General features: G+C 64.1%; 18 protein-coding genes. 2 read left to right on the top strand and 16 right to left on the bottom strand.

Translation table 11 applies throughout. The annotated features are described in order from the left end of the window. Positions 1-7 precede the first annotated feature (7 nt). From KFF05_02685 to KFF05_02645, 9 genes are all read right to left on the bottom strand, one after another. On the bottom strand, positions 8-523 hold the full coding sequence (locus KFF05_02685; protein ID UTW52301.1) for a DUF934 domain-containing protein: 516 nt from the start codon (positions 521-523) through the stop codon (positions 8-10). Then, on the bottom strand, positions 507-2168 hold the full coding sequence (locus KFF05_02680) for a nitrite/sulfite reductase (GenBank protein UTW52300.1): 1662 nt from the start codon (positions 2166-2168) through the stop codon (positions 507-509). Before KFF05_02680 ends, KFF05_02685 begins: the two co-directional genes overlap by 17 nt. 42 nt (positions 2169-2210) lie before the next feature. Then, positions 2211-2564: a DUF2849 domain-containing protein gene (locus KFF05_02675; GenBank protein ID UTW52299.1), complete on the bottom strand. Its 354-nt coding sequence runs from the start codon at positions 2562-2564 to the stop codon at positions 2211-2213. Between the two features lie 22 nt (positions 2565-2586). Next, positions 2587-3990 (bottom strand): uroporphyrinogen-III C-methyltransferase, encoded by a 1404-nt coding sequence (gene cobA, locus KFF05_02670; protein UTW52298.1) that lies wholly within the window; start codon positions 3988-3990, stop codon positions 2587-2589. Between the two features lie 284 nt (positions 3991-4274). After that, the gene (gene ggt, locus KFF05_02665; GenBank protein UTW53556.1) at positions 4275-5870 is read right to left on the bottom strand and encodes a gamma-glutamyltransferase; all 1596 of its coding nucleotides are present in this window, start codon (positions 5868-5870) and stop codon (positions 4275-4277) included. Between the two features lie 99 nt (positions 5871-5969). Continuing rightward, positions 5970-7076, bottom strand: coding sequence for an osmoprotectant NAGGN system M42 family peptidase (locus KFF05_02660; protein ID UTW53555.1), 1107 nt, complete (start codon positions 7074-7076; stop codon positions 5970-5972). Positions 7077-7120: 44 nt separating this feature from the next. Further along, on the bottom strand, positions 7121-8851 hold the full coding sequence (gene ngg, locus KFF05_02655) for an N-acetylglutaminylglutamine synthetase (GenBank protein ID UTW52297.1): 1731 nt from the start codon (positions 8849-8851) through the stop codon (positions 7121-7123). Positions 8852-8882: 31 nt separating this feature from the next. After that, positions 8883-10658: an N-acetylglutaminylglutamine amidotransferase gene (locus KFF05_02650; GenBank protein ID UTW52296.1), complete on the bottom strand. Its 1776-nt coding sequence runs from the start codon at positions 10656-10658 to the stop codon at positions 8883-8885. A 355-nt stretch (positions 10659-11013) separates the two neighbouring features. Beyond that, positions 11014-11790, bottom strand: a complete 777-nt coding sequence (locus KFF05_02645; protein ID UTW52295.1) for a class II aldolase/adducin family protein — start codon at positions 11788-11790, stop codon at positions 11014-11016. A gap of 135 nt (positions 11791-11925) precedes the next feature. Between KFF05_02645 and KFF05_02640 the strand changes: the two genes are divergently transcribed. Continuing rightward, the gene (locus KFF05_02640) at positions 11926-12903 is read left to right on the top strand and encodes a serine protease (GenBank protein UTW52294.1); all 978 of its coding nucleotides are present in this window, start codon (positions 11926-11928) and stop codon (positions 12901-12903) included. 112 nt (positions 12904-13015) lie between these two features. Then, positions 13016-13507, top strand: a complete 492-nt coding sequence (locus KFF05_02635; protein UTW53554.1) for an alpha-ketoglutarate-dependent dioxygenase AlkB — start codon at positions 13016-13018, stop codon at positions 13505-13507. A 12-nt stretch (positions 13508-13519) separates the two neighbouring features. On the opposite strand, the gene KFF05_02630 is transcribed toward KFF05_02635, so the two are convergent. From KFF05_02630 to KFF05_02600, 7 genes are read right to left on the bottom strand one after another with little or no spacing between them, the layout of a single operon-like run. After that, positions 13520-15016 (bottom strand): M81 family metallopeptidase, encoded by a 1497-nt coding sequence (locus KFF05_02630; protein ID UTW52293.1) that lies wholly within the window; start codon positions 15014-15016, stop codon positions 13520-13522. A 9-nt stretch (positions 15017-15025) separates the two neighbouring features. Continuing rightward, positions 15026-16477 (bottom strand): hypothetical protein, encoded by a 1452-nt coding sequence (locus KFF05_02625; GenBank protein ID UTW52292.1) that lies wholly within the window; start codon positions 16475-16477, stop codon positions 15026-15028. After that, positions 16474-17907: an amidase gene (locus KFF05_02620; GenBank protein UTW52291.1), complete on the bottom strand. Its 1434-nt coding sequence runs from the start codon at positions 17905-17907 to the stop codon at positions 16474-16476. The genes KFF05_02625 and KFF05_02620 overlap by 4 nt, the downstream gene beginning before the upstream one ends. Continuing rightward, positions 17904-19298, bottom strand: coding sequence for a M20 family metallopeptidase (locus tag KFF05_02615; protein UTW52290.1), 1395 nt, complete (start codon positions 19296-19298; stop codon positions 17904-17906). The genes KFF05_02620 and KFF05_02615 overlap by 4 nt, the downstream gene beginning before the upstream one ends. Next, a complete protein-coding gene (locus KFF05_02610; GenBank protein ID UTW52289.1) occupies positions 19295-20716 on the bottom strand; it encodes a M20 family metallopeptidase in 1422 nt (473 codons plus the stop codon). The genes KFF05_02615 and KFF05_02610 overlap by 4 nt, the downstream gene beginning before the upstream one ends. Before the next feature lie 18 nt (positions 20717-20734). After that, a complete protein-coding gene (locus tag KFF05_02605; GenBank protein ID UTW52288.1) occupies positions 20735-21736 on the bottom strand; it encodes an ATP-binding cassette domain-containing protein in 1002 nt (333 codons plus the stop codon). Position 21737: 1 nt separating this feature from the next. Further along, the gene (locus tag KFF05_02600) at positions 21738-22748 is read right to left on the bottom strand and encodes an ABC transporter ATP-binding protein (protein UTW52287.1); all 1011 of its coding nucleotides are present in this window, start codon (positions 22746-22748) and stop codon (positions 21738-21740) included. Position 22749 lies beyond the last annotated feature (1 nt).

The following is a 22749-nucleotide window of genomic DNA, read 5'->3' as shown; positions in this document are numbered from 1 at the left end:
ACATCCGTTATGCCGCGACGGCCCGGTGGCGCTGATGCAGGACCGGCTCCGGGCCGCGCAGTGCCGGCTGATAGGCGTGCCGCAACTCACCAAGGGCCGCCCGCCAATCGGCTTCTAGTTTGTCCGCCGGATGGTTACCTGAAATTTCCAGGGCGTCGAACCCGCAGCGGTGCATGGCCCGGTATTGGTCGCGCAGCACGTCACCCACGGCCCGCACCTCGCCCGTGTAATCCAACCGATCCTTCAGCATGCGGGCATGGGAATAGGCCCTGCCGTCGGCGAACTTGGGAAACGCCAACGCCACCACGGCGAAGTGAGCAAGGTCGTCCTTGATCACTTCAGGCGACTGGCCGCTTTCCAGGCGAATGCCCAGACCGTCCGCGCGCCCGGCGAGCGAGTTGTGTTCCGCCTGCCAACGGGCCAGGGTGACGATCACGGGACCCGATTCCGGAACCGCATCCCCGTCGGCGACGTGAATCCAGGGATCGTTGGTAACGGTCCCGTCCTTAAGCAGCTTTGTCATAGAGGCTCTCCTTGAAGGGGGCGTCACCGACCCGGCGGAAGGTATCGATGAACCGTTCCTTCGGCTGTCGGAGGGCGAGATAGGTATTCACCACGGTTTCGACCGCATCGACGATTTCGGCGGCGGAAAAGGCGGCACCCACCTTGGTGCCGATGGCCGCATCCTCGCCGGGCGCACCGCCCAGGGTGATCTGGTAGTACTCCTGATCCTTGCGGTCGACGCCCAGGATGCCGATATGGCCGACGTGGTGATGACCGCAGGCATTGATGCAGCCGGAAATTTTCAAACGCAATTCGCCGATGTCGTACTGGCGGTCCAGATCGGCGAACCGCTGGCTGATCCGCTCGGCGATGGGGATGGAGCGCGCATTGGCGAGCGAGCAATAATCCAGCCCCGGGCAGCAGATCATATCGCCGATATGGTCCAGGTTGGCGTCGGCCAGGCCCTGCTCGCGCAGCGCCAGCCACAGGTCGTACAGCTGGTCTTGGCGGACATCGGGCAGCACCAGATTCTGTTCGTGGGTTACCCGGATGCCGCCCAACGAAAAGGTCTCGGCGATATCCGCCACGGCGTCCATCTGATCCGCCGTCACATCGCCCGGCGGCACGCCCACGGGCTTTAACGAAATGTTGGCGATGGCGTAACCCGCCACCTTGTGACGGGCGACGTTGACGCGCACCCAGTTGTTGAAACCCTTGTCCTCGAACCGGCGGGCGGTCAGGGCCGGCGGATCGTCCGACAGCGCCTCATAGGCCGGTGGCTGGAAATAATCGGCGATGCGATCAATTTCCGCAGCCGGCAAATCAAGCGCACCGCCTTGGGTGTCCTCGAATTCCTTTTCGACCAGACGGGTGAATTCCTCGGTTCCCGTTTCATGAACCAAAATCTTCACCCGCGCCTTGTACATGTTGTCGCGCCGGCCAAGCATGTTGTAGACGCGAAGCACCGCTTCCAGATAGGCGAGCAGGTCGGCCTTGGCGACGAAGCCGCGGATTTTCTTGCCGATCATGGGCGTGCGGCCCAAGCCGCCGCCGACCCAAACTTCGAACCCGACCTCGCCCGCGTCGTTCTTCACGATGAACAGGCCGATATCGTGGAAACGCACGGCGGCGCGGTCCGCGCCCACGGCACCCGACACGGCGATCTTGAACTTGCGCGGCAGGAAGGTGAATTCCGGGTGGAAGGTCGACCACTGGCGGATGATCTCGGCATAGATGCGGGGATCTTCGATCTCGTCCGCCGTCACGCCCGCGTACTGGTCTGCGGTGGTGTTGCGGATGCAGTTGCCGGACGTCTGGATCGCGTGCATCTCGACGCTCGCCAACTCGTCCAGGATGTCGGCGACCTGGCTCAGCTTGGGCCAGTTGTACTGGATGTTCTGGCGCGTCGTGAAATGGCCGTAGCCCTTGTCGTATGTCCGCGCGATATGGGCCAGCTTGCGCATCTGAACGGCATTGAGCTGGCCATACGGGATGGCGACCCGCAGCATATAGGCGTGAAGCTGCAGGTAGAGCCCGTTCTGCAGGCGCAGCGGGCGGAACTGTTCTTCGGTCATCTCACCGGCCATGCGGCGGGCGATCTGACCACGGAACTGCTCGACCCGGTCCTTGACCATGGCATGGTCGAATTCATCGTAGCGGTACATGTCGTTTCTTCTTTCCTTGCGAATACGGTTGCCGGCAGCACTTCAGCCGGCGACGCCGTTCATGTGCACGTATTCAGCTTCCGAGCCCATGCGAAGGTGGTCCGGCACATCGGCACGGCCGAATTCGGGATGAACGGAAGGACCGTAGGCACGCAGACGTTCGCGGTAGCGCACGGGCGTCACCGCGCCCTCCGCATCCGTGACCTCGACCAGATAGGGGCCGACCACCATGCGGGCTTTCTCCGCCGCCTTGGCGATATCCTCCAAAAGCTTGGCCTCGTCCTCGTCCACGGCAACGCGGGCCGCGTCGATCTTGGGCGTCCACCCCCCGTCCTGGCCAAGGTAGATGACGACGCCATCGGCAAGACGGTTACCCGTGACAACCTGTTGCACCATTGTTCCGTTCCTAATTTCCAAATCACATTGCAGCGGCGAGGGGCACCTGCCCCCCGGTTACGGTGGACACATCGGTCAAGGCTGCGACATCGCCGATGACGATCAAGGCCGGCCCGGTGATTCCGTTCGCCCGCACCAGGGCATCGAGGCCATGGACTTGGCCGATGAAAACCCGCTGGTCCGGGCGGGTGCCGTTTTCGATCACCGCGACCGGTGTATCGGCCAAGCCATGGCGGGACAGATCATTCGCGATGACGCCGGCTCCGCCGATGCCCATATAGATCGCCAGCGTGGCGCCCGAACGGGCAAGCGCCGCCCAGTCGACGTCCGGCGCCTCGCCGTCGCCCTTATGGCCGGTCACGAAGGTGACGGCCGAGGCATGGCCCCGATGGGTCAGGGGAATGCCGGTGGCCGCGGCGCAGGCCGTGGCGGCGGTGATGCCGGGCACGATCTCTGCCCGGATGCCGGCGGCGTTGAGGACCTGAAGCTCCTCCCCGCCGCGCCCGAACACGAAGGGGTCGCCGCCCTTCAGGCGAACCACCCGTTTGCCCAGGCGCGCCTCGGCGATGAGGATGTCGTTGATTTTATCCTGGGGCACCGGGTGTCGGCCTGGTGCCTTGCCCACGTCGATGCGTGCCGCGTCACGGCGCGCAAGATCAAGCACGCCGTCGCCCACCAGACGGTCATGGACGATGACGTCGGCCTGTTCCAACAGCCGCTGACCGCGCAGGGTGATGAGGTCCGCCGCCCCCGGCCCGGCGCCGACGATATGGACGATGCCGTCCTGTTCGCGGCCCCGTCTGTTGACGTAGGACAGCATGTCTTCCGCCGCCCCGGTTTCGTCCCCGGCCAGCACGCGGGCGGCGATGGGCCCGTCGAAGAAGGCGTCCCAGAAGCGCAGACGCGCCCGGCCTGCGGGCACCACGGCCTTCACCGCCCCCCGGAACCGTTCGGTGAACAGGGCCAGGGCACCCAGGTTGGGATGCAGCAGGCGTTCGATGGCCGCCTTGATCCCCCGCGCCAGCACGGGCGCGGTGCCGCCAGATGACACGGCCACGGTGATGGCGTCCCGTTCGATGATCGCCGGGGTGATGAAACTGGACAATTCCGGCCGGTCGACCACGTTGACGGGCACGCCGGCCTTGCGGCCGGCGGCGGCAACCTGGCGATCGACGGCGTCAATACCCGTGGCGCCGTAGGCCAGAACCACACCGGCAAGATCTTCGGGCTGGAAGGCCCGGGCCTGCCAGTCGATGTCGCCCGCTTCGAAAAGATCGAGGATTTCGTCATTGGCGTCAGGGGCAACGACGGTGACCCATGCATCCGCCTTCAGCAGCAGGCGCAGCTTGCGCGCCGCCGCCTCGCCGCCGCCGGCGATCAGCACGGGCCGGTCTTGCACCGTCAAGAAGATGGGAAACTGCCGCATGGGTCGTCTTCGCCTTGTCCTGCGCATGGCCGGGGCGGAAATCCAGGGGAATTCCGAGCCGGCACATATTTAACAAAAATTTGTTGTGGATTTTTTAAGTATCCACAAATGAAATGTGGTTCAAATTCATAATCTCGTCAACTGAAATGTAATTCATATTTTTCATACATATTTTTTATGTATTTATTAAACGGCAGAAACCCAAGGCCCTTGGCCGTTCTCAAGATATCGTGAGGAGATGCCGCCCTGGCGAAACCGCCGGGCACGGAGAATGCAGAGACGCCCTAGACCGCCATCGCCATGCCGTCGCGGCCCGGGTCGGCGCCGCCGTCGACCCGGCCGTCCTGTAGACGGATGGCATGCACGCCCGCGAAGTGGAAATTGATGGGATAGCGCCGGGTGCGATAGCCCTGCCCGTTGAGGCCGGCCTCGACCCCACGGGGGATGCGGTTGACGATTTCGATGATGTCGCTGGTCGCCGAGAACCGGGGGGCCGATACGGCCTGCTGCGCGTCCATGCCGAAATCCACGTGGTTGAGGACCGCCTGCAGCACACCCATGGCGATGTAGGTGCCGCCGGGCGCGCCGACGATGAAGCGGGGCCGATCGCCCTCGAACACGATGCTCGGCGCCATGGAAGTAAACCGCGCCTTTCCGGGAGCGAGGGAGCCGACCTGCCCAGGCCGGGGGTCGAACACACCCATACAGCCGTTATAGATGAAGCCGAGACCATCCGTGGTCACGCCCGACGGCATGCCCAACGAATGGGTCAGGCTGACGCAGTCGCCCGCGCTGTCGATGACACACAGATGCGTCGTGTCCTTGCTTTCCTTGTCGCGGCCGACGCGCGGCACATGGGTGACCTCGCCCGCCTTGATGCGCGCCGCGCATTCCGCTGCATATCCCTTGTCCAGCAGGTGCGCCACCGGCACGTCGACAAACCGTGGGTCGCCGACGCAACGATCCTTGTCGACGGTGGAAATCTTCATAGCCTCGGCGCCCGTGCGGATATAATCGGGGGAATTGTGGCCCATGGCCGCCAGGTCGAAGTTTTCCAGGATGTTCAGCATCTGCAGGACCATGACTCCGCCGCCCGGCGGCGGGCAGGACGAGATCCGGAGCCCCCGGTACTCGGTCCACAGGGGTTGCGTTTCCTCAGGCCCGCAGTTGGCGAGGTCGGCGGCCGAGATCAACCCGCCATTGGCCGCCATGTCGGAAGCGATTTTGCCCGCGATCTCCCCATTGTAGAAATCATCGGCGCCGTGTTCGGCGATGCGCATCAGGGTCCGCGCCATGTCCGGGTTGGTGATGGTCATGCCCGGCGTCTTCAGGCTGCCGTCGGCGTTCAGGTAGGTCTTGGCCGTGGCCGGGCTGGCGCGCAGATATTCGATGTGCTGCACCCGGCCCGCCGGTTCTTCCTGCGTCCAAAAACGGTGCATGTGCGGGCGGATCATGTAGCCGTCCCGCGCCAAGGCAATGGCCGGCTGCAACAAATCGGAAAGCGAGCGCGTGCCGAACCGCGTGAGCGCGGTATCAAGGGCGCGGAGCGTCTCCGGCGTGGCGATGGCCTGATAGCCGACCTCGTTGACACGGCCTTTCAGAATGAAGCCGAAGCCGTCTTCGGCCTCTTGCTCCAGAAGAGCTTCCCACATGGTGTCGGTAACGGCGCCGGGTGCACGGGCGTGGAAATCCAGGCACAGGTGCTGGCCGACGGACGGCAGGTAAAGATGCATGGAACCGAAGCCGGCGATGCCGCACATGAAGGGGTCGACCACCGTCTGGGCCAGGGCCGTCGCGACGGCGGCATCCACGGCATTACCGCCCGATCTCAATATTTCCGCGCCGACCTCGACCGGTTCCGGCTGCGGTGCGACCACCATGCCCTGCGCCATGTTCCCCCCGTCCTCATTATTTAGGAATTTCCATTCCAGAAATGTTCGGGGATCAGTCTCGCCCAGGCAGGCCATTCCGGCAAGCCCCTACTCGGCCGCCTTCGCGGGCTTGTCCCGTTCCGTCGCCGGCAGATCACCGAGCGGCCCGAGCGCGTCCTTGTCACGCAGGAACATCGGCTTGGACTGCATGTAGAGGGTCAGGAGACGCGTCAGCGCCATGACCGAATCAAGGTGCGTGCGCTCATATCCGTGCGACGCGTCCAGGGCGAAGCACAGCAGCGCCGTACGGATGTCATTTCCGGCTTCCAACGCCGCCGCCGCGTCGGAGCGGTAGAAACGGAACACATCGCGGGAATGTTCGATCCCGTGGCCGACGCACATGTCGATCAGGGAGCGCGACAAGTGCCAGTCGAAAGGCCCCGAGGAATCCTGCATGGCGATGGTCACGCCGTATTCGGACGTGTGCTGGCCCGGCGCGATGGTGCCGTTGTCGATGGACACAAGCTCCGCCACGTCGCCGTGCAGCACGGCGGAGGCACCGACGCCGACTTCTTCCGTGATGGTGAACAGCAGATGGCAATCAATGGGCAGGACCGTGCCCGCACGCTTGACTGCCCGCGCCGCCGCCAACAGCGCCGCAACCCCGGCCTTATCGTCCAGATGGCGCGAAAACACGAAACCGTTGGGCATGAATTCGGTCATCGGGTCGATGGAAATCGTGTCGCCCACGTTGATGCCGAGAGCCCGTACCTCGTGTTCGTAGCCAACCCGTTCATCCAGGCGCAATTCAACCTCCGACCATTCCGTGGGCTGGGTGTCGATCGCTTCGTTATAGGTATGACCCGATGCCTTGGCCGGCAGGATGGTGCCGCGGAAGGTCCGCCCACCGTCGGAATGGACGGTGCAGCGCGCGCCCTCGGCAAAACGGGACGACCAATGGCCGATCGGCACGACTTCCAACCGCCCACCCAGGCGGAATCCCTTGACCATGGCACCCAGGGTATCGAGATGGGCCGCGATGGCACGGTCGGGCGAGGCTTCCTCGCCTTTCAGGTCGGCGCGGATCGCACCCCGGCGCGTCAGCTCGAACGGAATGTCGAGCTCTTTCAGTTCCGCGCAGACCAAGCCGACGACTTCGTCCGTCATGCCGGTCGGGCTGGGCGTGGCCAAAAGCTTGGCCAGGATTTCGACCATGTAGTCGCGGTCTATGAAAAGGTCGTACTTCACGCAATTACTCCTTACCCGCTTGCGGGATTTTTCACCAATTCCTGGCGCGTTTCGGGGAACAGGAAATCGACGAATTTCTGCGCCGTCGGCTGCGGCTCGTGATTGGCCAGGCCAGGACGCTCATTGGCTTCGATGATACGGTAGTCGGGTCCGTCCACGCGGGGAACCATGAAATCGAACCCGACGACGGGAATGCCCAGAACCTGACGCGCCGTCAGGGCCGCATCGCGCAGCGCGGGATGCAGTTCGTCAGTCACATCGTGGATGGTGCCGCCGCAATGCAGGTTGGCGGTCTTGCGGACCTCCAACACCACGCCGTCACCCAGGATGGAATTCATGCCGTGGCCCTGAGCCTGCAGACAACGCCGGGTTTCGTCGTCGATGGGAATGCGGCTTTCACCCCCCGTGGCGGCGGCCCGGCGGCGCGACAGGCGCTGAATCAGTTCCTGGATGCTGTGCTGTCCGTCGCCGGTGATACGTGGCGGCCGACGCACGGCGGCGGCGGCGACCTCGTCACCGATAACGATGATGCGAAGATCGCGGCCGTTGACGAATTCCTCGCCGATCACATGGTCGACCTGGTCTCGGACCTCGTCGAAGGCCGTGATCGCCTCGTCCTCGGAACACAAATCAACGAACACGCCCTGCCCCTGTTCGCCCCGGGCGGGCTTGATGACGATGCGTCCGTACTTCTCCAAAAACGCCCGCACGTCATCCCGGCTGCGCAGGCTGACCTGCCCCGGCATTTTCAGATTGGCCTTGGCCAGAAGCCGGTGGGTCAACGCCTTGTCGTCGCAACGGCTCATGGCGACGGCGGAAGTCAGTTCGCTCAGACTTTCGCGGCAGGCGATGGACCGTCCGCCAAGCGTCAGAGTAAACAGGCCCGCCGCCGCATCCTCGATATCCACGTGAATGCCGCGCCGACGCGCCTCGTCGACGATGATCTTGGCGTAGATGTTCAGGTTTTCAGCCCGCTGCGGGCCGATGAACAAGGATTCGTTGATCGGGTTTTTCTTCTTCACCGTATAGACGGGCACCCTCTCGAACCCCGTCTTTTCGTAAAGCTTGATGGCTTCGGTATTGTCATGCATCACGGACAGATCCATGAATGCGCGCCCGGCGACGCGGAAATGATCCGCCAGCGCAGTCACCAAGCCAATGCCTACGGCGGGCACCGCCGCCTGACCGTCAACGGCCAGGGCCCACAGGCTTGACCCTTCCTCGGGATCATCGAAGGCAATCGTGTGATCGATCCCCATGACGACGCCCAAAATTTCACCGTCCTGGACCGATTCTGCGACCAGCACCGTGACGCATTGCCGGTGGTCGAGTTCCCCCAGATAACCGGGCTTCAACGACACCATCCCGCGTGAGGTATAGATGCGGTTAACCGCCGCTTCGTCGTCGGCCACGGCAGGCCGGAAGATGATCATGTTGCTGTCGGCGACGCGGGCGGTGGCCGGCAGTTCCCGCAGGTTCAGGCGAAAACTGTGCGACGGGTCCATAAACAGGGTCTGTGGCGCCATGGACAGGATGACATGCGGGTCGCGCACGTAGATGGCAAGGTCGCGCTCGCCGGTCTCTTCCTCCATCAGGCGGCCGGCCAATAATTCCGGCTTGTCGAAGGTCTGCCCGAACAGCACGCGGCCCCAGCCGCAATGCACGGCGACGCATTTGCCGACCGTGCCGATGCCGTTCTTGGGCGGGGTCCCCCAATGCTTCAGGGAAAGCGCATCTTCCATGACCGGGTTTTCCTTTCGCCGGTTCACGCCGTCACACCCCGTGGGTCTGCAGCCAGGTTTCCATGAGCGCCACCTGCCACAGCTTCGAGCCCTTGAGCGGCGTGATGTGATCGGCGGGCGCGTCGAGCAGCATGTCGAGATAGCCACGGTCGAACAGCGACCTTTCGCGCGCCGGCTTTGACGCCAATGTGTCCCGCACCATTTCCAAGTAGGGACCCTCGATGTATTTCAATGCCGGCACGGGGAAATATCCCTTGGGCCGGTCGATCACCTCGGCCGGGACGACCCTGCGGGCGACGTCCTTCAGCACTCCTTTGCCGCCGTCGCGCACCTTATGTTCGGGCGGCACCCGGCCGGCCAGTTCGACCAGTTCGTGATCGAGGAAAGGCACGCGGGCCTCAAGCCCCCAGGCCATGGTCATGTTATCGACCCGCTTGACCGGATCGTCGACCAGCATGATGGTTGAATCGATGCGCAGCGCCTTGTCCACGGCACGGTCGGCGCCGGGCTGGGCGAAGTTCCGTTCGATGAAGGCCAGGCTTTCATCGCGGTCCGTGTGGTATTGCGGCGACACGGCCTTTTTGTAATCCGCGAAATCACGATCGCGGAACACACGGGCATAATCGCCAACGGGATCGTTGGAATCCATCAAGGGCGGATACCAGGAATAGCCGCCGAAGATTTCATCCGCACCCTGGCCCGACTGCACCACCTTCACATGCTGGGAGACTTCCTGGGACAGCGCGAAGAAACCCACGTTGTCATGGCTGACCATGGGCTCCGACATCGCCTTGATGGTATCCGGCAAAAGATCCATCAGGCGCTTGGCGCCGATGTGGATCTTGTAATGCTCGGTCCCGAACTCCTTGGCGATCAGGTCAGAATACTTGAATTCGTTGCCGGCTTCGCCGCCGGCATCCTCGAAGCCCACGGAAAAGGTACGCAGCGGCGTCTTGCCGGCGCGTGCCAACATGCCGACGATCAGTGAGGAATCGACCCCGCCCGACAGCAACACGCCGACGTCCACATCGGCCTCGAGCCGCCGGTCGATGGACAACGCCAGGGCGTCATAAACCAGATCGCACCAATCCTCGGCGGACAATTTCATATCGTCGGCGGAGCGTGTGAAATCGACGGACCAGTAAGTCGTGTCGCGGCGGGTGCCATCGGCCTCGAACACCGCATAGGTCGCGGGCGGCAGTTTGCGCACGCCCTTCAGGACCGTATAGGGCGCCGGAACCACGGCGTGAAACGACATGTAATGGTGCAGACCCACGGGATCGATGTCCGTGTCCGTATCGCCGCCGGCCAGCAGGGCAGGCAAAGTCGAGGCGAAGCGCAACCGCTTGCCGCTTTCCGCAAGGTACAGCGGCTTGATGCCCAGACGGTCGCGGGCCAGGGTCAGGCGGCCCGTGTCGCGCTCATAGATGGCGAACGCGAACATCCCGTTAAGACGTTTTACGCAATCGGGGCCCCAGGCGGCAAAGGCCTTGAGCACCACTTCGGTGTCGCCCGTGGAAAAGAAACGGTAGCCCTTGGCGATCAGCTCCTCGCGCAGGGCCTTGTAATTATAAATACAGCCGTTGAAGGCGATGGTCAGGCCCAGTTCGGCATCAATCAGGGGCTGCTGCGCCTTTTCCGTCAAATCGATGATCTTGAGCCGGCGATGGCCGAAGGCGCAGCGGCTTTGCTGGAACAGGCCCGAGGCATCAGGACCCCGGGGCGCCATGGCGTCCGTCATCCGCGCCACCGCGCGGGCGTCCGCATTGCCGTCGTCGAATCTGATTTCGCCGCTAAGTCCACACATGCCGTATCCGGCTCCTTTATTGCTATTGGCGCGTCCTGCCCGCCGAAATCACGGGCCTCCGTCGCCCAGCGTTGGGCACGGACAAAATACCACTGTTCCCGGTCATCTTTGGCCGGGCCAAATGGCTACAGTCTTAAGGTGTTGATTTATTTAAAGTAGTTGTCACGGCCTCGGATGTCAAATGACGCCCTTTTGACATTCCACCGATCCAGCGGAACCGCTTGAGGTCATTACCGAAATCCGGACAGACAAAAATAAAGAAAACCGCCGAGGCGCGGAGACATTGGGGAAAAAGGAGGCAACTTGTAAATCCGCCCCCCCTCTCAGGCACCCCGCGCCTCAGTGGTGTTTCTTATCAGTGTTTGTAGTCGGGCTCTTCCCGGTCGAGCATGCGCACGAAGGCCGCGAACTGATCGCCGCCTCGGGGGCCGCCGTCGCCATCGAACTGGCTGGCCGCATGTTCGCAGACCTCCTTCGGCGGAATGATCAACTCGGCGCCGGACGCCTGGGCCATCAATTGAAGCTCACAGGCGTGCTGCAGATAGCGGATGTGCTGGAACGCCTCGGCGATGGTCCGCCCCGTGCACAGCAGGCCGTGGTTGCGCAGGATCATGGAATGATGATTGCCGAGATCGCGGACGATGCTGTCGCGCTCTTCCGTATCGTTGGAGATGCCCTGATAGTCGTGATAGGCGAGACGGTTGTAGAACCCCATGGACTTCTGGTTCCGGGGCAGCAATCCGTCCTTTTGCGCCGAGACCGCCATGCCCGCGTTGGTATGGGTATGGATCACGCACATGGCGTCGCCGCGCGACATGTGAATCGCCGAATGGATCACGAACCCTGCCTTGATGACCTCGTAGGGGCTGTCGTCCAGGACATTGCCGTCGACATCGATCTTCACCAGGTTGGAGGCGCAGACCTCGGAAAACAGATGGCCGTAGGGATTGATCAGGAAGTGATGGTCGCGGCCCGGCAGGCGCACCGAGGAATGGGTGAAGATGCCGTCGTCCCAGCCGAACCGCGCGACCAGGCGATAGACCGCCGCCAGTTCGACGCGCAGCGCCCATTCTTCTTCCGAGACTTTTTCTCGCAGGCTCGGAACTTCGTGCAACTGAATTACCTGGGCCATGTGGCTAATCCTCCCAATCCGTTCGCTCGGTAAAATTGTGCACAATCCTAACGCCCGGGCGCACGATCGCGCAAATGATGAAATTCCTCCGCCCGGCGCATTTCCTTTCCGCGCGAACTGCACTACCATTCCCCCATGGACGAACCGCGCCAGGAATACCCCGAAATCCCCGAGCCGTACCGGCCCGATGACGACCGGTTTTCCTTCGACATCGACAAGGCACTGCGCAGCGTGGTTTCCCTGCGCACGGAAATTCCCGAAACGGCGTTTACCGCCGGCACCCTCGGCACCCAGCGCAGCGGCCATGGCGTGGTCATCGACCCCAAGGGCCTGGTGCTGACCATCGGCTATCTGGTGGTCGAGGCCGAACGGGTCTGGCTGGTCACCAACGACGGCCGTGCCGCCGAGGGCCACGTCATGGGCTATGATCAGGAAACGGGCTTCGGCCTGGTCCAGGCGCTGCAACCCCTGGATGCCCCGGCCATCGAACTGGGATCCTCCGCCGACCTGATCCCAGGCGACGACGTGATCGTCGCCGGCTGCGGCGGACGGGCGCATGCGCTGCAGACCCGCGTGTCGGCGCGCAAGGAATTCGCGGGCTATTGGGAATACCTTCTGGACGATGCCATCTTCACCGCGCCTGCCCATCCCCTGTGGGGCGGGGCGGCGCTGATCGGCGAGGACGGCACGCTGCGCGGCATCGGGTCGCTTTACGTGCGGGGTGAGGAAAGCGGCGAAAGTGAGGGCAACATGATCGTGCCCATCGACATCGTGAAGGCGATCCTGCCGACCCTGCGCACCACGGGGACGACCGGGCGCCCGCCCCGCCCCTGGCTGGGCACCTTCACCGCCGAGACCATGGGCCGTGTCGTCATCGTCGGCACCTGGCAGGGCGGGCCGGCGGAGGATGCGGGCCTCAAGGCCGGCGACCTGGTGGTCGGCGTCGACGACAAACCGGTCGAAGGCATGGCCGAATTCTTTCGCGGCGTGTGGTCGCTGGGCAACGCCGGGATCGACGTGCCCCTGAACATCTACCGCGACGGGGACCTGACGACGATCACCGTGCGGTCCTGTTCGCGCGGTGACTTCTACAAATCCCCTAACGTCCACTAGGGCGGCCGTGTCCGGTCTCGCCCTCGGCTATCCGCCCGTGCGCCTGGAGGCAGCGGACGCGGTGCTCTACCCCGCTGCCCTGGACGGCGCCGACACCCTGTTCGACCGGGTGATGGCGGACGTCGACTGGAAACAGGAAGAACTGTCTCTCTACGGTCGGCGCATTCCGCAGCCGCGCCTGAGTGCCTGGTACGGTGACGCGGCCTATGCCTATTCAGGGCTGCGTCTGGAACCACGGCCCTGGCCGCCCGTGCTGGCGGATCTGCGCAATCGCTGCGAAGAAATCGCCAGGGCCCCCTTCAATTCCGTCCTCGCCAATCTGTACCGCGACGGCGCCGACAGCATGGATTGGCATTCAGATGACGAAGCGTCATTGGGCCCGGCCCCCGTGATCGCCTCGATCAGCTTGGGCGCCGCCCGGCGCTTTCAGATGCGGCGCAAGGACAAACAAGGCGACGCCGTCTGCACGGAACTGGGCAACGGCGACGTGCTGGTGATGTCCGGGCGCTGTCAGGCCGACTGGCTGCACCGGGTGCCCAAGACGAAGAAACCCGTGGGCCCACGCATCAACCTGACGTTTCGTAACGTCGTCGGCCCCGTGTAGGCAGCCGCCGGATCAGTCCATATCCAGCGGGAACACCGGCCGGCGGACGTTCTTGTAATCCAGATCCTTGTAGTTGCGCGAGGTCACGCCGCCGCCGTCGTCGACGACGATGATCTGTGACGCGATGGGGCCGTAGGCGGCGCGAAAGTGATGCGCCGATTTGACGCCCAGAACCTTCCTTTTCTCCGGGTCGATGCCCACGGATTTAAAGAACATCTTGTCGTAGTTCTGGTATCGGGCACTGGCCACCACGATATCCAGGTGACCGACGCTGAACACCGCCGCCGGCCCCATGTCGACACGGGTTCCCCGGGTCATCGGCCCTTCCATGGCGAAGGTGCCGTCGGTGATCGCCGTCACCGTGCCCATCAGCGACAGCGGCCCGCCCTGCACGACCGGATCGACCTTGCCGCCGAGTTCCAGCCTGAACGTCGTGCCGAGGCCCGCGTTCCGGCAGGCAAGCGCCGCCTCGGGATCGTAGATCGTCCCGAAGGCCGCATCGGGCAGATCAGCCTCGACCATCGCGCCCAGAAGCTTCGTCGCGTCGCCGTAACCGCCGCCGCCCGGATTGTCCGCGTAATCGGCGAGCACGATGGGCGCTGAAACACCCTGGGCCAGGGCGGCCTTGACCTGGGCCATCGCCTCGTCGATGCGCAGCAGATTGATGGTCAGCTTGTTGCGGTCGCGCCAGATCTGATCCATCACCTGTTCGGCGATTTTGCCATGGGCCGGATTGTCGCCCTCCCCGGTGATGATGCAGGTCGGCCCCGTGTCGTGGATATCGACCCAGGGAAAGCCCGCGTTGATCGACCCGGCATAAATGCCCGGCGTTGCCTTTAGCAATTTGTCCAGTGTCGCCAGCGCCTCGGTCATCGGCCCCGGCGACGTGGTTCGCCCATGATCGGCGCCGTCCAGCATTTCACGGCGGCGGACATGAACCTTGGGATGTATCTCGCCCGCCATGGTGCGCGCCAGAAGATCACAGGCCTGGGTCGCGATCTCGTACTGATCGATATGCGGATAGGTCCGGTAGCTGATCACGATGTCGCAGAGATCGGCCGTGCGGTCGGTCACGTTGGCGTGCAGGTCGAGCGTCATGGCAAGGGGCACGTCGGGGCCCACGACATCGCGCACGGATTGCAGCAGCCGGCCCTCGCCGTCCTCGTCATGTTCACACACCATGGCGCCGTGCAGGCACAACAGGATGCCGTCGAAAGGACCGTCGGATTTCAACGCGTCGACAATTGCCTGGGTGACATGATCGTGCATGTCCTTGGTCACCTTGCCCGATGGCGTGGCGTTGGCATAAATCGGATGGCGAATGGACCAGCCGTGCCGTTCGGCGGCGTCGAGCGCCGCGCCGATCTCCGTCGCCGTGCCGCGCATCTTCGACGCCACCTCGTCGTCGCGGTAATAGGAACGGGCCTTGTAGGCCGCCATGTCCGTCGGCAGTTTCGAGAAGGTATTGGTCTCGTGCTTGAAACCGGCGATGAGAACGCGCTTGGTCATGGCTCTGTCCTAGGCTTTCAATTTGGTTAGATCCGGCACCGGCCGCATCAAATCGGCCTTGTCCGCGAAATACTGTTCCAGCGCATGGGCCACGGCCAGCACCAGGGCGTCCTTGCCGCCCGGCGCCATGACCTGCAGACCGAATGGCATACCTTTGTGATCGACACCGCAGGGGATCACGGCGGAGCACGCCATGGCCATGGTCGGCGCGTAGGAAATCGCCAGCCAGCGCATGTAGGTTGGCATTTTCTCGCCGTTGATTTCGTCCACATAAAGCTGTTCGTGGGGGAACGGCGAGACGGAAGCGGCGGGACAGATCAGCACATCGACCTCGTCGAAAAGATCGATGAAGTTGCGCATGATCTTGGCCTGCTCGACCAATGCCCAGCCGACGTCGGACGCCGTGACCTCAAGCCCCCGGGTGGTGTTGTCGATGACGTTGGGACCCAAAAGGTCCCTGTGATTCTTCAGGCGTTCCTGATGCATGGCGACGAAGGTGATGCCGCGGAAAATCTCGAACACGCGGTGGATGTCGCCCATGTCCGGGGCCCGGTCCTGGGCCTCGGCGAACACGCCCCTGAACTGATCGGTGCGTGCCTTGAAGGTATCGGCGATCCCCTTGTCCACGGGGCAACAGCCCAGGTCCGGCGTGATCGCGGCATGGATCGACCCCAGGTCCAGGCCATCCACCGATGAAAACAGGCGGGGATCAACCAGATGCGAGAACGGATCGCGGCGGTCGTCATCCATCTGCGCCTGCAGCAGCAGTGCGGTGTCAGCGACCGTGCGCGCCATGGGTCCCAGAACCGACCAGGGCATGAGGGCGGCGGCCTTGCCTTCCGCCGGGACCGTGCCCGGCGACGGGCGAAAGCCGACCACACCGCAGAACCCTGCGGGCGTGCGCAGGCTGCCGCCGTAATCACTGCCCGAGGCGATCGGCACCATCCCGGTCGCCAGCGCCACGGCAGAGCCGCCGGACGACCCGGCGCAGGTCAGCTCCGGATTGAAGGGATTGCCCGTGGCGCCGAACACGCGGTTCTTGGTATTGGCGCCGGCGCCGAATTCCGGCGTGTTGGTCTTGCCCAGAAGGATCGCCCCCTCGGCCCGCACGGCGGCGACGGAGCCCTGATCGGCCTCCGGCACCGTATCCTTGGTCGGCAGCGAACCCCAGGTGGTGCGGATGCCCTCCGTCGCCTCCAGGTCCTTGATGCCCATGGGCAGGCCGTGCAACAGGCCCAATTCCTCGCCGTCCATCACCATCTGTTCGGCGACCTTGGCTTCCTCGCGCGCCCGGTCATAGGCGCGGGTGACCATGCAGTTGACCGCACCATCCACCGCCTCGATCCGGGCGATGCAGCTTTCCAGCAGCTCGACCGGGGAAATTTCCTTGGTGCCGATCAGACGCCGGGCCTCGGTCGCCGTCAGGTCACAAAGTTCGGTCGCCGTCGTTGGCTTGGTCATGTCAATTTCTCCAGGTCTGGGATCGGGCGGGCGGTTTCGCCGTCCGCGTTCAAAATGGTTTCGATGGCGAGCGATGCCGCCAGCAATTCCGCCTCGCCATGGCGCTTGCCGGCGATCTGGAACCCGAAGGGGGCCCCCGTCTCATCCAGGCCGCAGGGCACGGCGATCACCGGATTGCCGGTCAGCGTCAGGGCGGAGCGGATCAATGACGCGTCCATGTAATTTTCCATGGGCTTGCCGTTGATTTCGGTCGGCGCACCCGTATCCAGGCGATATGGCGGATAGGCGTTGCCCGGCAGGATCAGCAGGTCGACGTCTTCCATGAAGGCCTGGAAGCGGTCGTACCATTGCCGCCAGGCGACCTCCGCCGCCGCCACGTCGGCCAGGGACATCTCGTATCCCGCTTCCGTATTGGTGATGATGTTGGGCGACAGCAGGTCGCGGTGATGTTCCACCCGGTCCTTGTGATAGGCCATGTAATAGACGCAGCGCAGCACCCAAAAGGCCTCGCGCACACCCGTGATGTCGGGCTGGTCGTCCCGCGCATGGGCGAAGGCATCGCGAATTTTCCCCGCGCGCTGGCGGAACACGCGCTTGATCCCGTCGTCCACCGGGGCCGTGCCCAGGTCTTCGGAAAAGGCCACGCGCAGCTTGCCCAGCTCCGCCGGTTGGATGTTCGCGAAAGAGGCCGCGTCGAAAGGAATGCCCATGGGGTCGCCCGGATGGGCGCTGCCTGCCTGGGCGGAATACAGCAGCGCCGTATCGGCGACCGACCGGCCCATCGGGCCCTGGACGGAAAAATAGGTCAGCGGCAGCATCCGCCGTTCGTTGGCGACGGCGCCCGGGCGCGGACGGAACCCGACCACGCCGGACCAGGTGGCAGGGGCGCGCAGGCTGCCGCCCGTGTCCGAGCCCTGGGCCAGCGGCACCATGGAACACGCCAGCGCCGCCGCCGAGCCGCCGGACGAGCCGCCCGGCGTGCGCGCCGGATCAAACGGGTTGGTGGTCGCGCCGTACACCCGGTTGGTGGTATTGGCGCCGGAGCCGAATTCCGGCGTGTTGGTCTTCCCCAGGATGATCGCCCCGGCTTGACGCAGGCGCGTTATCTGGCCGTCGTCGGCATCGGGCACATGGTCCTTGAACAGCAACGAACCGTAGGTCGTGCGGATGCCCTTCACATTGACCAGGTCCTTGATGCCCACGGGCAGGCCGGCCAGCGGCCCCGGGTCGCGGCCCTGGGTGATCTCGGCCTCCAGTTCCCGGGCGCGCGCCAGGGCGCCGTCTTCATCCAACGCCACGAAGGCATTGACCTTACCGTTCACCGCCGCGATGCGCCGAAGGCAACTTTCCACAAGTTCCACCGGCGACAGCTTCTTCGCCCCGATCAGGGCGCGCAGGTCGACAGCGGACAGATCACAAGGTTCGGTCATTGCAGCGGCAGACTGGCGGTCTCGCCCAGGTCCCAGAACAGCCCGCCCATGAGGCGCAGGGCCGAGCGGGACACGGGCTCCAGAATATGTTCGTTGGGCGCGTGCTGCGAACAGGCCGGATAGGAATGCGGCACCCAGATGGTCGGCAGGCCCAGGATATGGGCGAAGCAGTCGTTGGGCAGCGATCCGCCCAGGTTGGGCAGCACGGCCGGCTCTTCCCCTGCGGTGCGGGCCAGGGAATTGATCGCCCATTTGGCCCAGGGGGTGTCGGGCTCCAGCCGTGTCGCGGCCATGAATTCCCGGTCCGGGGTCAGGGTAACCTTGTCGTATCCCAGCGCGTCCAGATGCTTGCGCACGGCGGGCAGTACCACGGCCGGATCGAAGCCCGCGACAAACCGCATGTGGCATTTGGCGAAGGCCTTGGGCGGCACGGCGTTCACCGGGTTGTCCGGATTGCCGGTCTTGAAGGCCAGAATTTCGAAGGTGTTCCAGCCGAACACCTTTTCCTCGGCGGTCAGACCCGGCTCCCCCCAGTCGGGATCGATTTCCGGATCGCCCTCCATGCCGCCGACCGTCAGCTTGGACAGCGCCTCGCGCACGGAATTGGAAATGGGATCCGGCTTGAGATCGTCGAGCAGGATCTTGCCCTTGGCGTCGACGATGGTGGAGATGGCATGGGCCAGGATCACCCCCGGATTGGCCAAAAGCCCGCCCCAGTTGCCGGAATGATGGCCGCCGTCGCGCAGGTCGAGCGACATGGTGAAATTGAACACCCCGCGCGAGCCGAAATAGACCGTGGGCCGCTGCGCATTCAATCGCGGACCGTCGGAGGCGATGAACACGTCGGCCTTGAACAGGTCTTTGTGATCGCGGCAGAACTCGCGCAGGCCCGGCGATCCCGTTTCCTCGCCCGTTTCGATCAAGGCGACCACGTTGTAACCGAGAGTGCCGCCGCGGGCGTCCATGCAGGCCTTCATGGCCGCCAGGTTGATGGTGTGCTGCCCCTTGTTGTCGGCGGTGCCGCGCCCGTACCAGCGTTCGCCCTCTTTCTTCATGTCCCAGGGGCCGATGCCGTCGCGCCACTGGTCGTCATAGCCGCGCACCACGTCGCCATGGCCGTAGGTCATCAGGGTCGGCAGGTCGTCGCCTTCATGGCGGCGGGCGACCAGGATGGGCTGGCCGCCGGGCTTGGGGTTTTCGAAAATCTCGCTCTCGAAGCCCATCTCCGCCAGATAGGGCGTCATTTCGTCCGTCAGGTAGCGGTACAACTCCGGCCGGAACGGTTCGTCCTGACTGCACGATTTGATGGCGACGCGGCGCGACAGGTCCGTCCAGAACCCGCCGTCGTCGAAATAATGTTCAAGGCTGTCGATCACCGCATCGCGTGTCACGCCGCATTCCTTTCAAGTCTATAGGCCGTTTCCGGATCGCCCAGGTCCCAGTAAATGCCGGTCACCAGTTCCATGCCCTCGCGGGTCAGCGACCACAGAATGTGTTCGTTGGGCGCATGCTGGGAACAGCCGGTGTAGCTGAGCGGCAGCCACACGAAGGGAATGCCCAGCACGTCCTGAAACACGTCGTTGCAGATGGACCCGCCCGAATTGGGCACCATGCGGCAATTCTCCCCGGTCGTGCGTTCCACCGCGGCCCGCACCCATTTGGCCCAGGGATGATCCGGGTCCGTGCGCGCGGCATGGAAGAAGGCGGCGTTGCCGCCCGTCGAGGGCTGCACCTTGACCATGCCGAAGCCTGCCGCGTCCAGATGGGCCTGGAGATTCGGGACGATGTTCTGCCAGTCCGTTCCGACCACGAAGCGCAGCTGACAATGGGCAACCGCCTTGGGCGGCACGGCATGCACCGGATTGTCTGGATTGCCGGTCTTCATGGCAAGGATTTCAAAGGTGTTCCAGGCATAGACTTTCTCGGCCCGGGTCAATCCCGACTCCCCCCAGTCGTCGTCGATGGCAGGGCCGCCCTTGGACGTCTCGCGCGTGACGTCAGCCAGGAGCGCGCGCACGCTGTTGCTGATCGGCGGCGGCAGCAGGGCCGGCACCAGAATGCGGCCGTTCACGTCGATAACGGTCGCCAGCGCCGATGCCAGGATGATCCCAGGATTGGCCAGCAGCCCGCCCCAATTGCCGGAATGATGCCCGCCGTCGCGCAAATCCACGACCAGATCGAAATTGAAGGCCCCCCGGTTGCCCAGCGTCAGGTTCGGCTTGGCGACGTCGAACCGCGGCCCGTCGGAAGCGAAATAGACATCGGCGGTGAAGGCCTCTTTCTCCCGCGCGACCAGGTCCTTCAGGCCCTTGGAGCCATTTTCTTCCCCGGTCTCGATGATGAACTTGTGGTTGAAGCCAAGGTTTCCCCGCGCGTCCAGCACGGCGCGCAAGGCCGCCAGATGGGTCGAATGCTGGGCCTTGTTGTCGGCGGTGCCGCGGCCGTAGACCTTGTCGCCGACCTTGGTCAGGCGCCAGGGATCCAGATTGTCCTTCCACTGGCCTTCCTGACCCAACACCGTGTCGCCATGGCCGTAGCCAAGCACCGTGGGCAGGTCGTCGCCCTCCCACCGCGTCGCCAACAGGATCGGGCCGCAGCCTTCGTGGGGATTGTCATAAACGCGACAGGCGTAGCCGAGGGCCTCAAAGGCATCGCGCATCTCTTCTTCCAGATAGGCATAGCAATCCGCGAGGCGTTCCGGATTTTGGCTTTCCGTCGGCACGGCGATGCGCGCCTTCAGGTCTTCGAAAAAACCTTCCGGGTCGTCGAAATGGGCAAGCGCGGCATCGATGGCGTGTTGGCGGGTCATGTTTTTGCCCGGGCGGTCTTACGACGCTTGGCGTCCCCTCCCCTGGTTCTCGTCATAGAGATGGCATTCGACGAGACCGGTCTTGGTCGGGATGGTGCGCGGGGCGACGACGGAACAATGATCCATGCAGTCGACGCAGCGCGGATGGAAGGTGCAGCCGGACGGCGGATCGACCGGGTTGGGATAGGCCACACCCAGGCCCGAGTCAGGCACGTCCAGGTTGGGGTCCGGCGTCAGCACCGATTTCAACAGCGCCCGGGTATAGGGGTGCTGCGGATTGTCGAACAGGCTGTCCGTGTCCGCGACCTCAACCAAGCGGCCCAGGTACATGACCGCGACACGGGTCGCCATGTGTTCAACCACGGCCAGGTTATGGCTGATGACGATATAGGTCAGGTTCAGCTCCGAGCGCAGGTCCTGCAACAGGTTGAGAATCTGCGACTGGACCGAGACGTCGAGGGCCGAGGTCGGCTCGTCACAGATCACGACCTCCGGCCGGTTGATCAGGGCGCGGGCCACGGCCACGCGCTGGCGCTGGCCGCCCGACAACTGGTTCGGGAAGTTGCGGTAGAGCCGACGCGGCAGGCCGACCAATTCCATGATTTCCTCGACCCGGGTGCGCAGGTCCTTGCCGTCGACCGCGTCGGGCCCACCCTGCACACGCACGGGCAGGCTGATGATGTCGCCGATGGTCTTGCGCGGGTTGAGCGATGAATACGGATCCTGAAACACAGGCTGGACCTTGCGCGCCATGTCCAGGCGTTCCATCTCGCTGGTCGGCGTGCCGCCGACGTAGAGCGTGCCCGCGGTCGGCGCCAACAGGCCCAGCAGCATCTTGGCCAGGGTCGATTTGCCGCAGCCTGATTCCCCGACCAGGCCCAGAACCTCGCCGCGCCGAACCTTGAGATTGATGCCGTTGACGGCATGTAGGGGCTTCTTGCCCTTCATGAATCCGGCCGAGATCATGAACGTGCGGGTGACGTCGCGGGCTTCGAGAACGATGTCTTCCTGGTCAGCCATGTCAGGCAGCCCCCTTCTTCAGGTTGGCGGCACTCTGGTCCGGCGTCAGCAGACAGCGGAATATGTGCCCGTCCTCGAACGAGGGATGCAGATCGATCCGCCCGCTGCGGCAGGTGTCCATCACATGGGGGCAGCGGTCCGCGAAATGACAGCCCGGAAGTTCCCCCACCAGGGACGGCACGATGCCGGGGATGGAGCCGAGCGGAGCACCCCGTTCCGTCTTGCCCGGGATCGGAATGCATTCCAGCAGCCCCTGGGTATAGGGATGGGTCGGGTTTTCGAATACCTGCTTGGCGGTGCCCGTTTCGACGATCTGGCCCGCGTACATGACCGCCACCCGGTCGGCGACGCGGGCGACCACGCCCAAGTCATGGGTGATCAGGATCATGCCCATGTTGAATTCCTTTTGCAGGTCCGCCAGCAGGTGGAGAATCTGCGCCTGGATGGTCACGTCCAGCGCCGTTGTCGGCTCGTCCGCGATGATCAGATCCGGTCCGCACATCAGCGCCATGGCGATCATCACCCGCTGGCGCAGGCCGCCGGACAACTGATGGGGATACTGGGTCAGGCGCGATGCGGCGGCGGTGATGCCGACCTTTTCCAAAAGGTAGATCGCACGCTCGCGGGCTTCAGCGCCGCTGACCTGCTTGTGGCGCAGCAGCGCCTCTTCCAACTGGTTGCCGATGGTATAGGCCGGATTCAGGGAGGTCATGGGTTCCTGAAAGATCATGGCCATCTTGTTGCCGCGGATATCGGTCATGCGCCGTTCGCCGGCCGACTGCAGGTCCTCGTCATCGAGCTTGAGCACCGACGCCGTACGGCGCGCCGTGCCGGGCAACAGGTCCATGACGGCAAGCGAGGTCAGCGACTTGCCGCAGCCCGATTCACCGACGATGCACAGTGTTTCGCCCCGCGTCACATCGAAGCTGATGGATTGCACCGGATGCAGCATCCCGGTGGCGACGGGAATGTCGACGACCAGGTCGCGGACTTCGAGGATCAGATCGCTCATG

It is taken from the genome of bacterium SCSIO 12827 (assembly GCA_024397995.1).
Lineage (GTDB): Bacteria > Pseudomonadota > Alphaproteobacteria > Rhodospirillales > Casp-alpha2 > UBA1479.
The sequence above is the reverse complement of the archived record's forward strand: the minus strand, read 5'-3'. Positions and strand labels throughout refer to the sequence as shown.

Coding starts and splice junctions, on each gene's coding strand:
- KFF05_02685 (UTW52301.1), bottom strand. CDS start 523: ATGACAAAGCTGCTTAAGGACGGGACCGTTACCAACGATCCCTGGATT.
- KFF05_02680 (UTW52300.1), bottom strand. CDS start 2,168: ATGTACCGCTACGATGAATTCGACCATGCCATGGTCAAGGACCGGGTC.
- KFF05_02675 (UTW52299.1), bottom strand. CDS start 2,564: ATGGTGCAACAGGTTGTCACGGGTAACCGTCTTGCCGATGGCGTCGTC.
- cobA (UTW52298.1), bottom strand. CDS start 3,990: ATGCGGCAGTTTCCCATCTTCTTGACGGTGCAAGACCGGCCCGTGCTG.
- ggt (UTW53556.1), bottom strand. CDS start 5,870: ATGGTGGTCGCACCGCAGCCGGAACCGGTCGAGGTCGGCGCGGAAATA.
- KFF05_02660 (UTW53555.1), bottom strand. CDS start 7,076: ATGGTCGAAATCCTGGCCAAGCTTTTGGCCACGCCCAGCCCGACCGGC.
- ngg (UTW52297.1), bottom strand. CDS start 8,851: ATGGAAGATGCGCTTTCCCTGAAGCATTGGGGGACCCCGCCCAAGAAC.
- KFF05_02650 (UTW52296.1), bottom strand. CDS start 10,658: ATGTGTGGACTTAGCGGCGAAATCAGATTCGACGACGGCAATGCGGAC.
- KFF05_02645 (UTW52295.1), bottom strand. CDS start 11,790: ATGGCCCAGGTAATTCAGTTGCACGAAGTTCCGAGCCTGCGAGAAAAA.
- KFF05_02640 (UTW52294.1), top strand. CDS start 11,926: ATGGACGAACCGCGCCAGGAATACCCCGAAATCCCCGAGCCGTACCGG.
- KFF05_02635 (UTW53554.1), top strand. CDS start 13,016: ATGGCGGACGTCGACTGGAAACAGGAAGAACTGTCTCTCTACGGTCGG.
- KFF05_02630 (UTW52293.1), bottom strand. CDS start 15,016: ATGACCAAGCGCGTTCTCATCGCCGGTTTCAAGCACGAGACCAATACC.
- KFF05_02625 (UTW52292.1), bottom strand. CDS start 16,477: ATGACCAAGCCAACGACGGCGACCGAACTTTGTGACCTGACGGCGACC.
- KFF05_02620 (UTW52291.1), bottom strand. CDS start 17,907: ATGACCGAACCTTGTGATCTGTCCGCTGTCGACCTGCGCGCCCTGATC.
- KFF05_02610 (UTW52289.1), bottom strand. CDS start 20,716: ATGACCCGCCAACACGCCATCGATGCCGCGCTTGCCCATTTCGACGAC.
- KFF05_02605 (UTW52288.1), bottom strand. CDS start 21,736: ATGGCTGACCAGGAAGACATCGTTCTCGAAGCCCGCGACGTCACCCGC.
- KFF05_02600 (UTW52287.1), bottom strand. CDS start 22,748: ATGAGCGATCTGATCCTCGAAGTCCGCGACCTGGTCGTCGACATTCCC.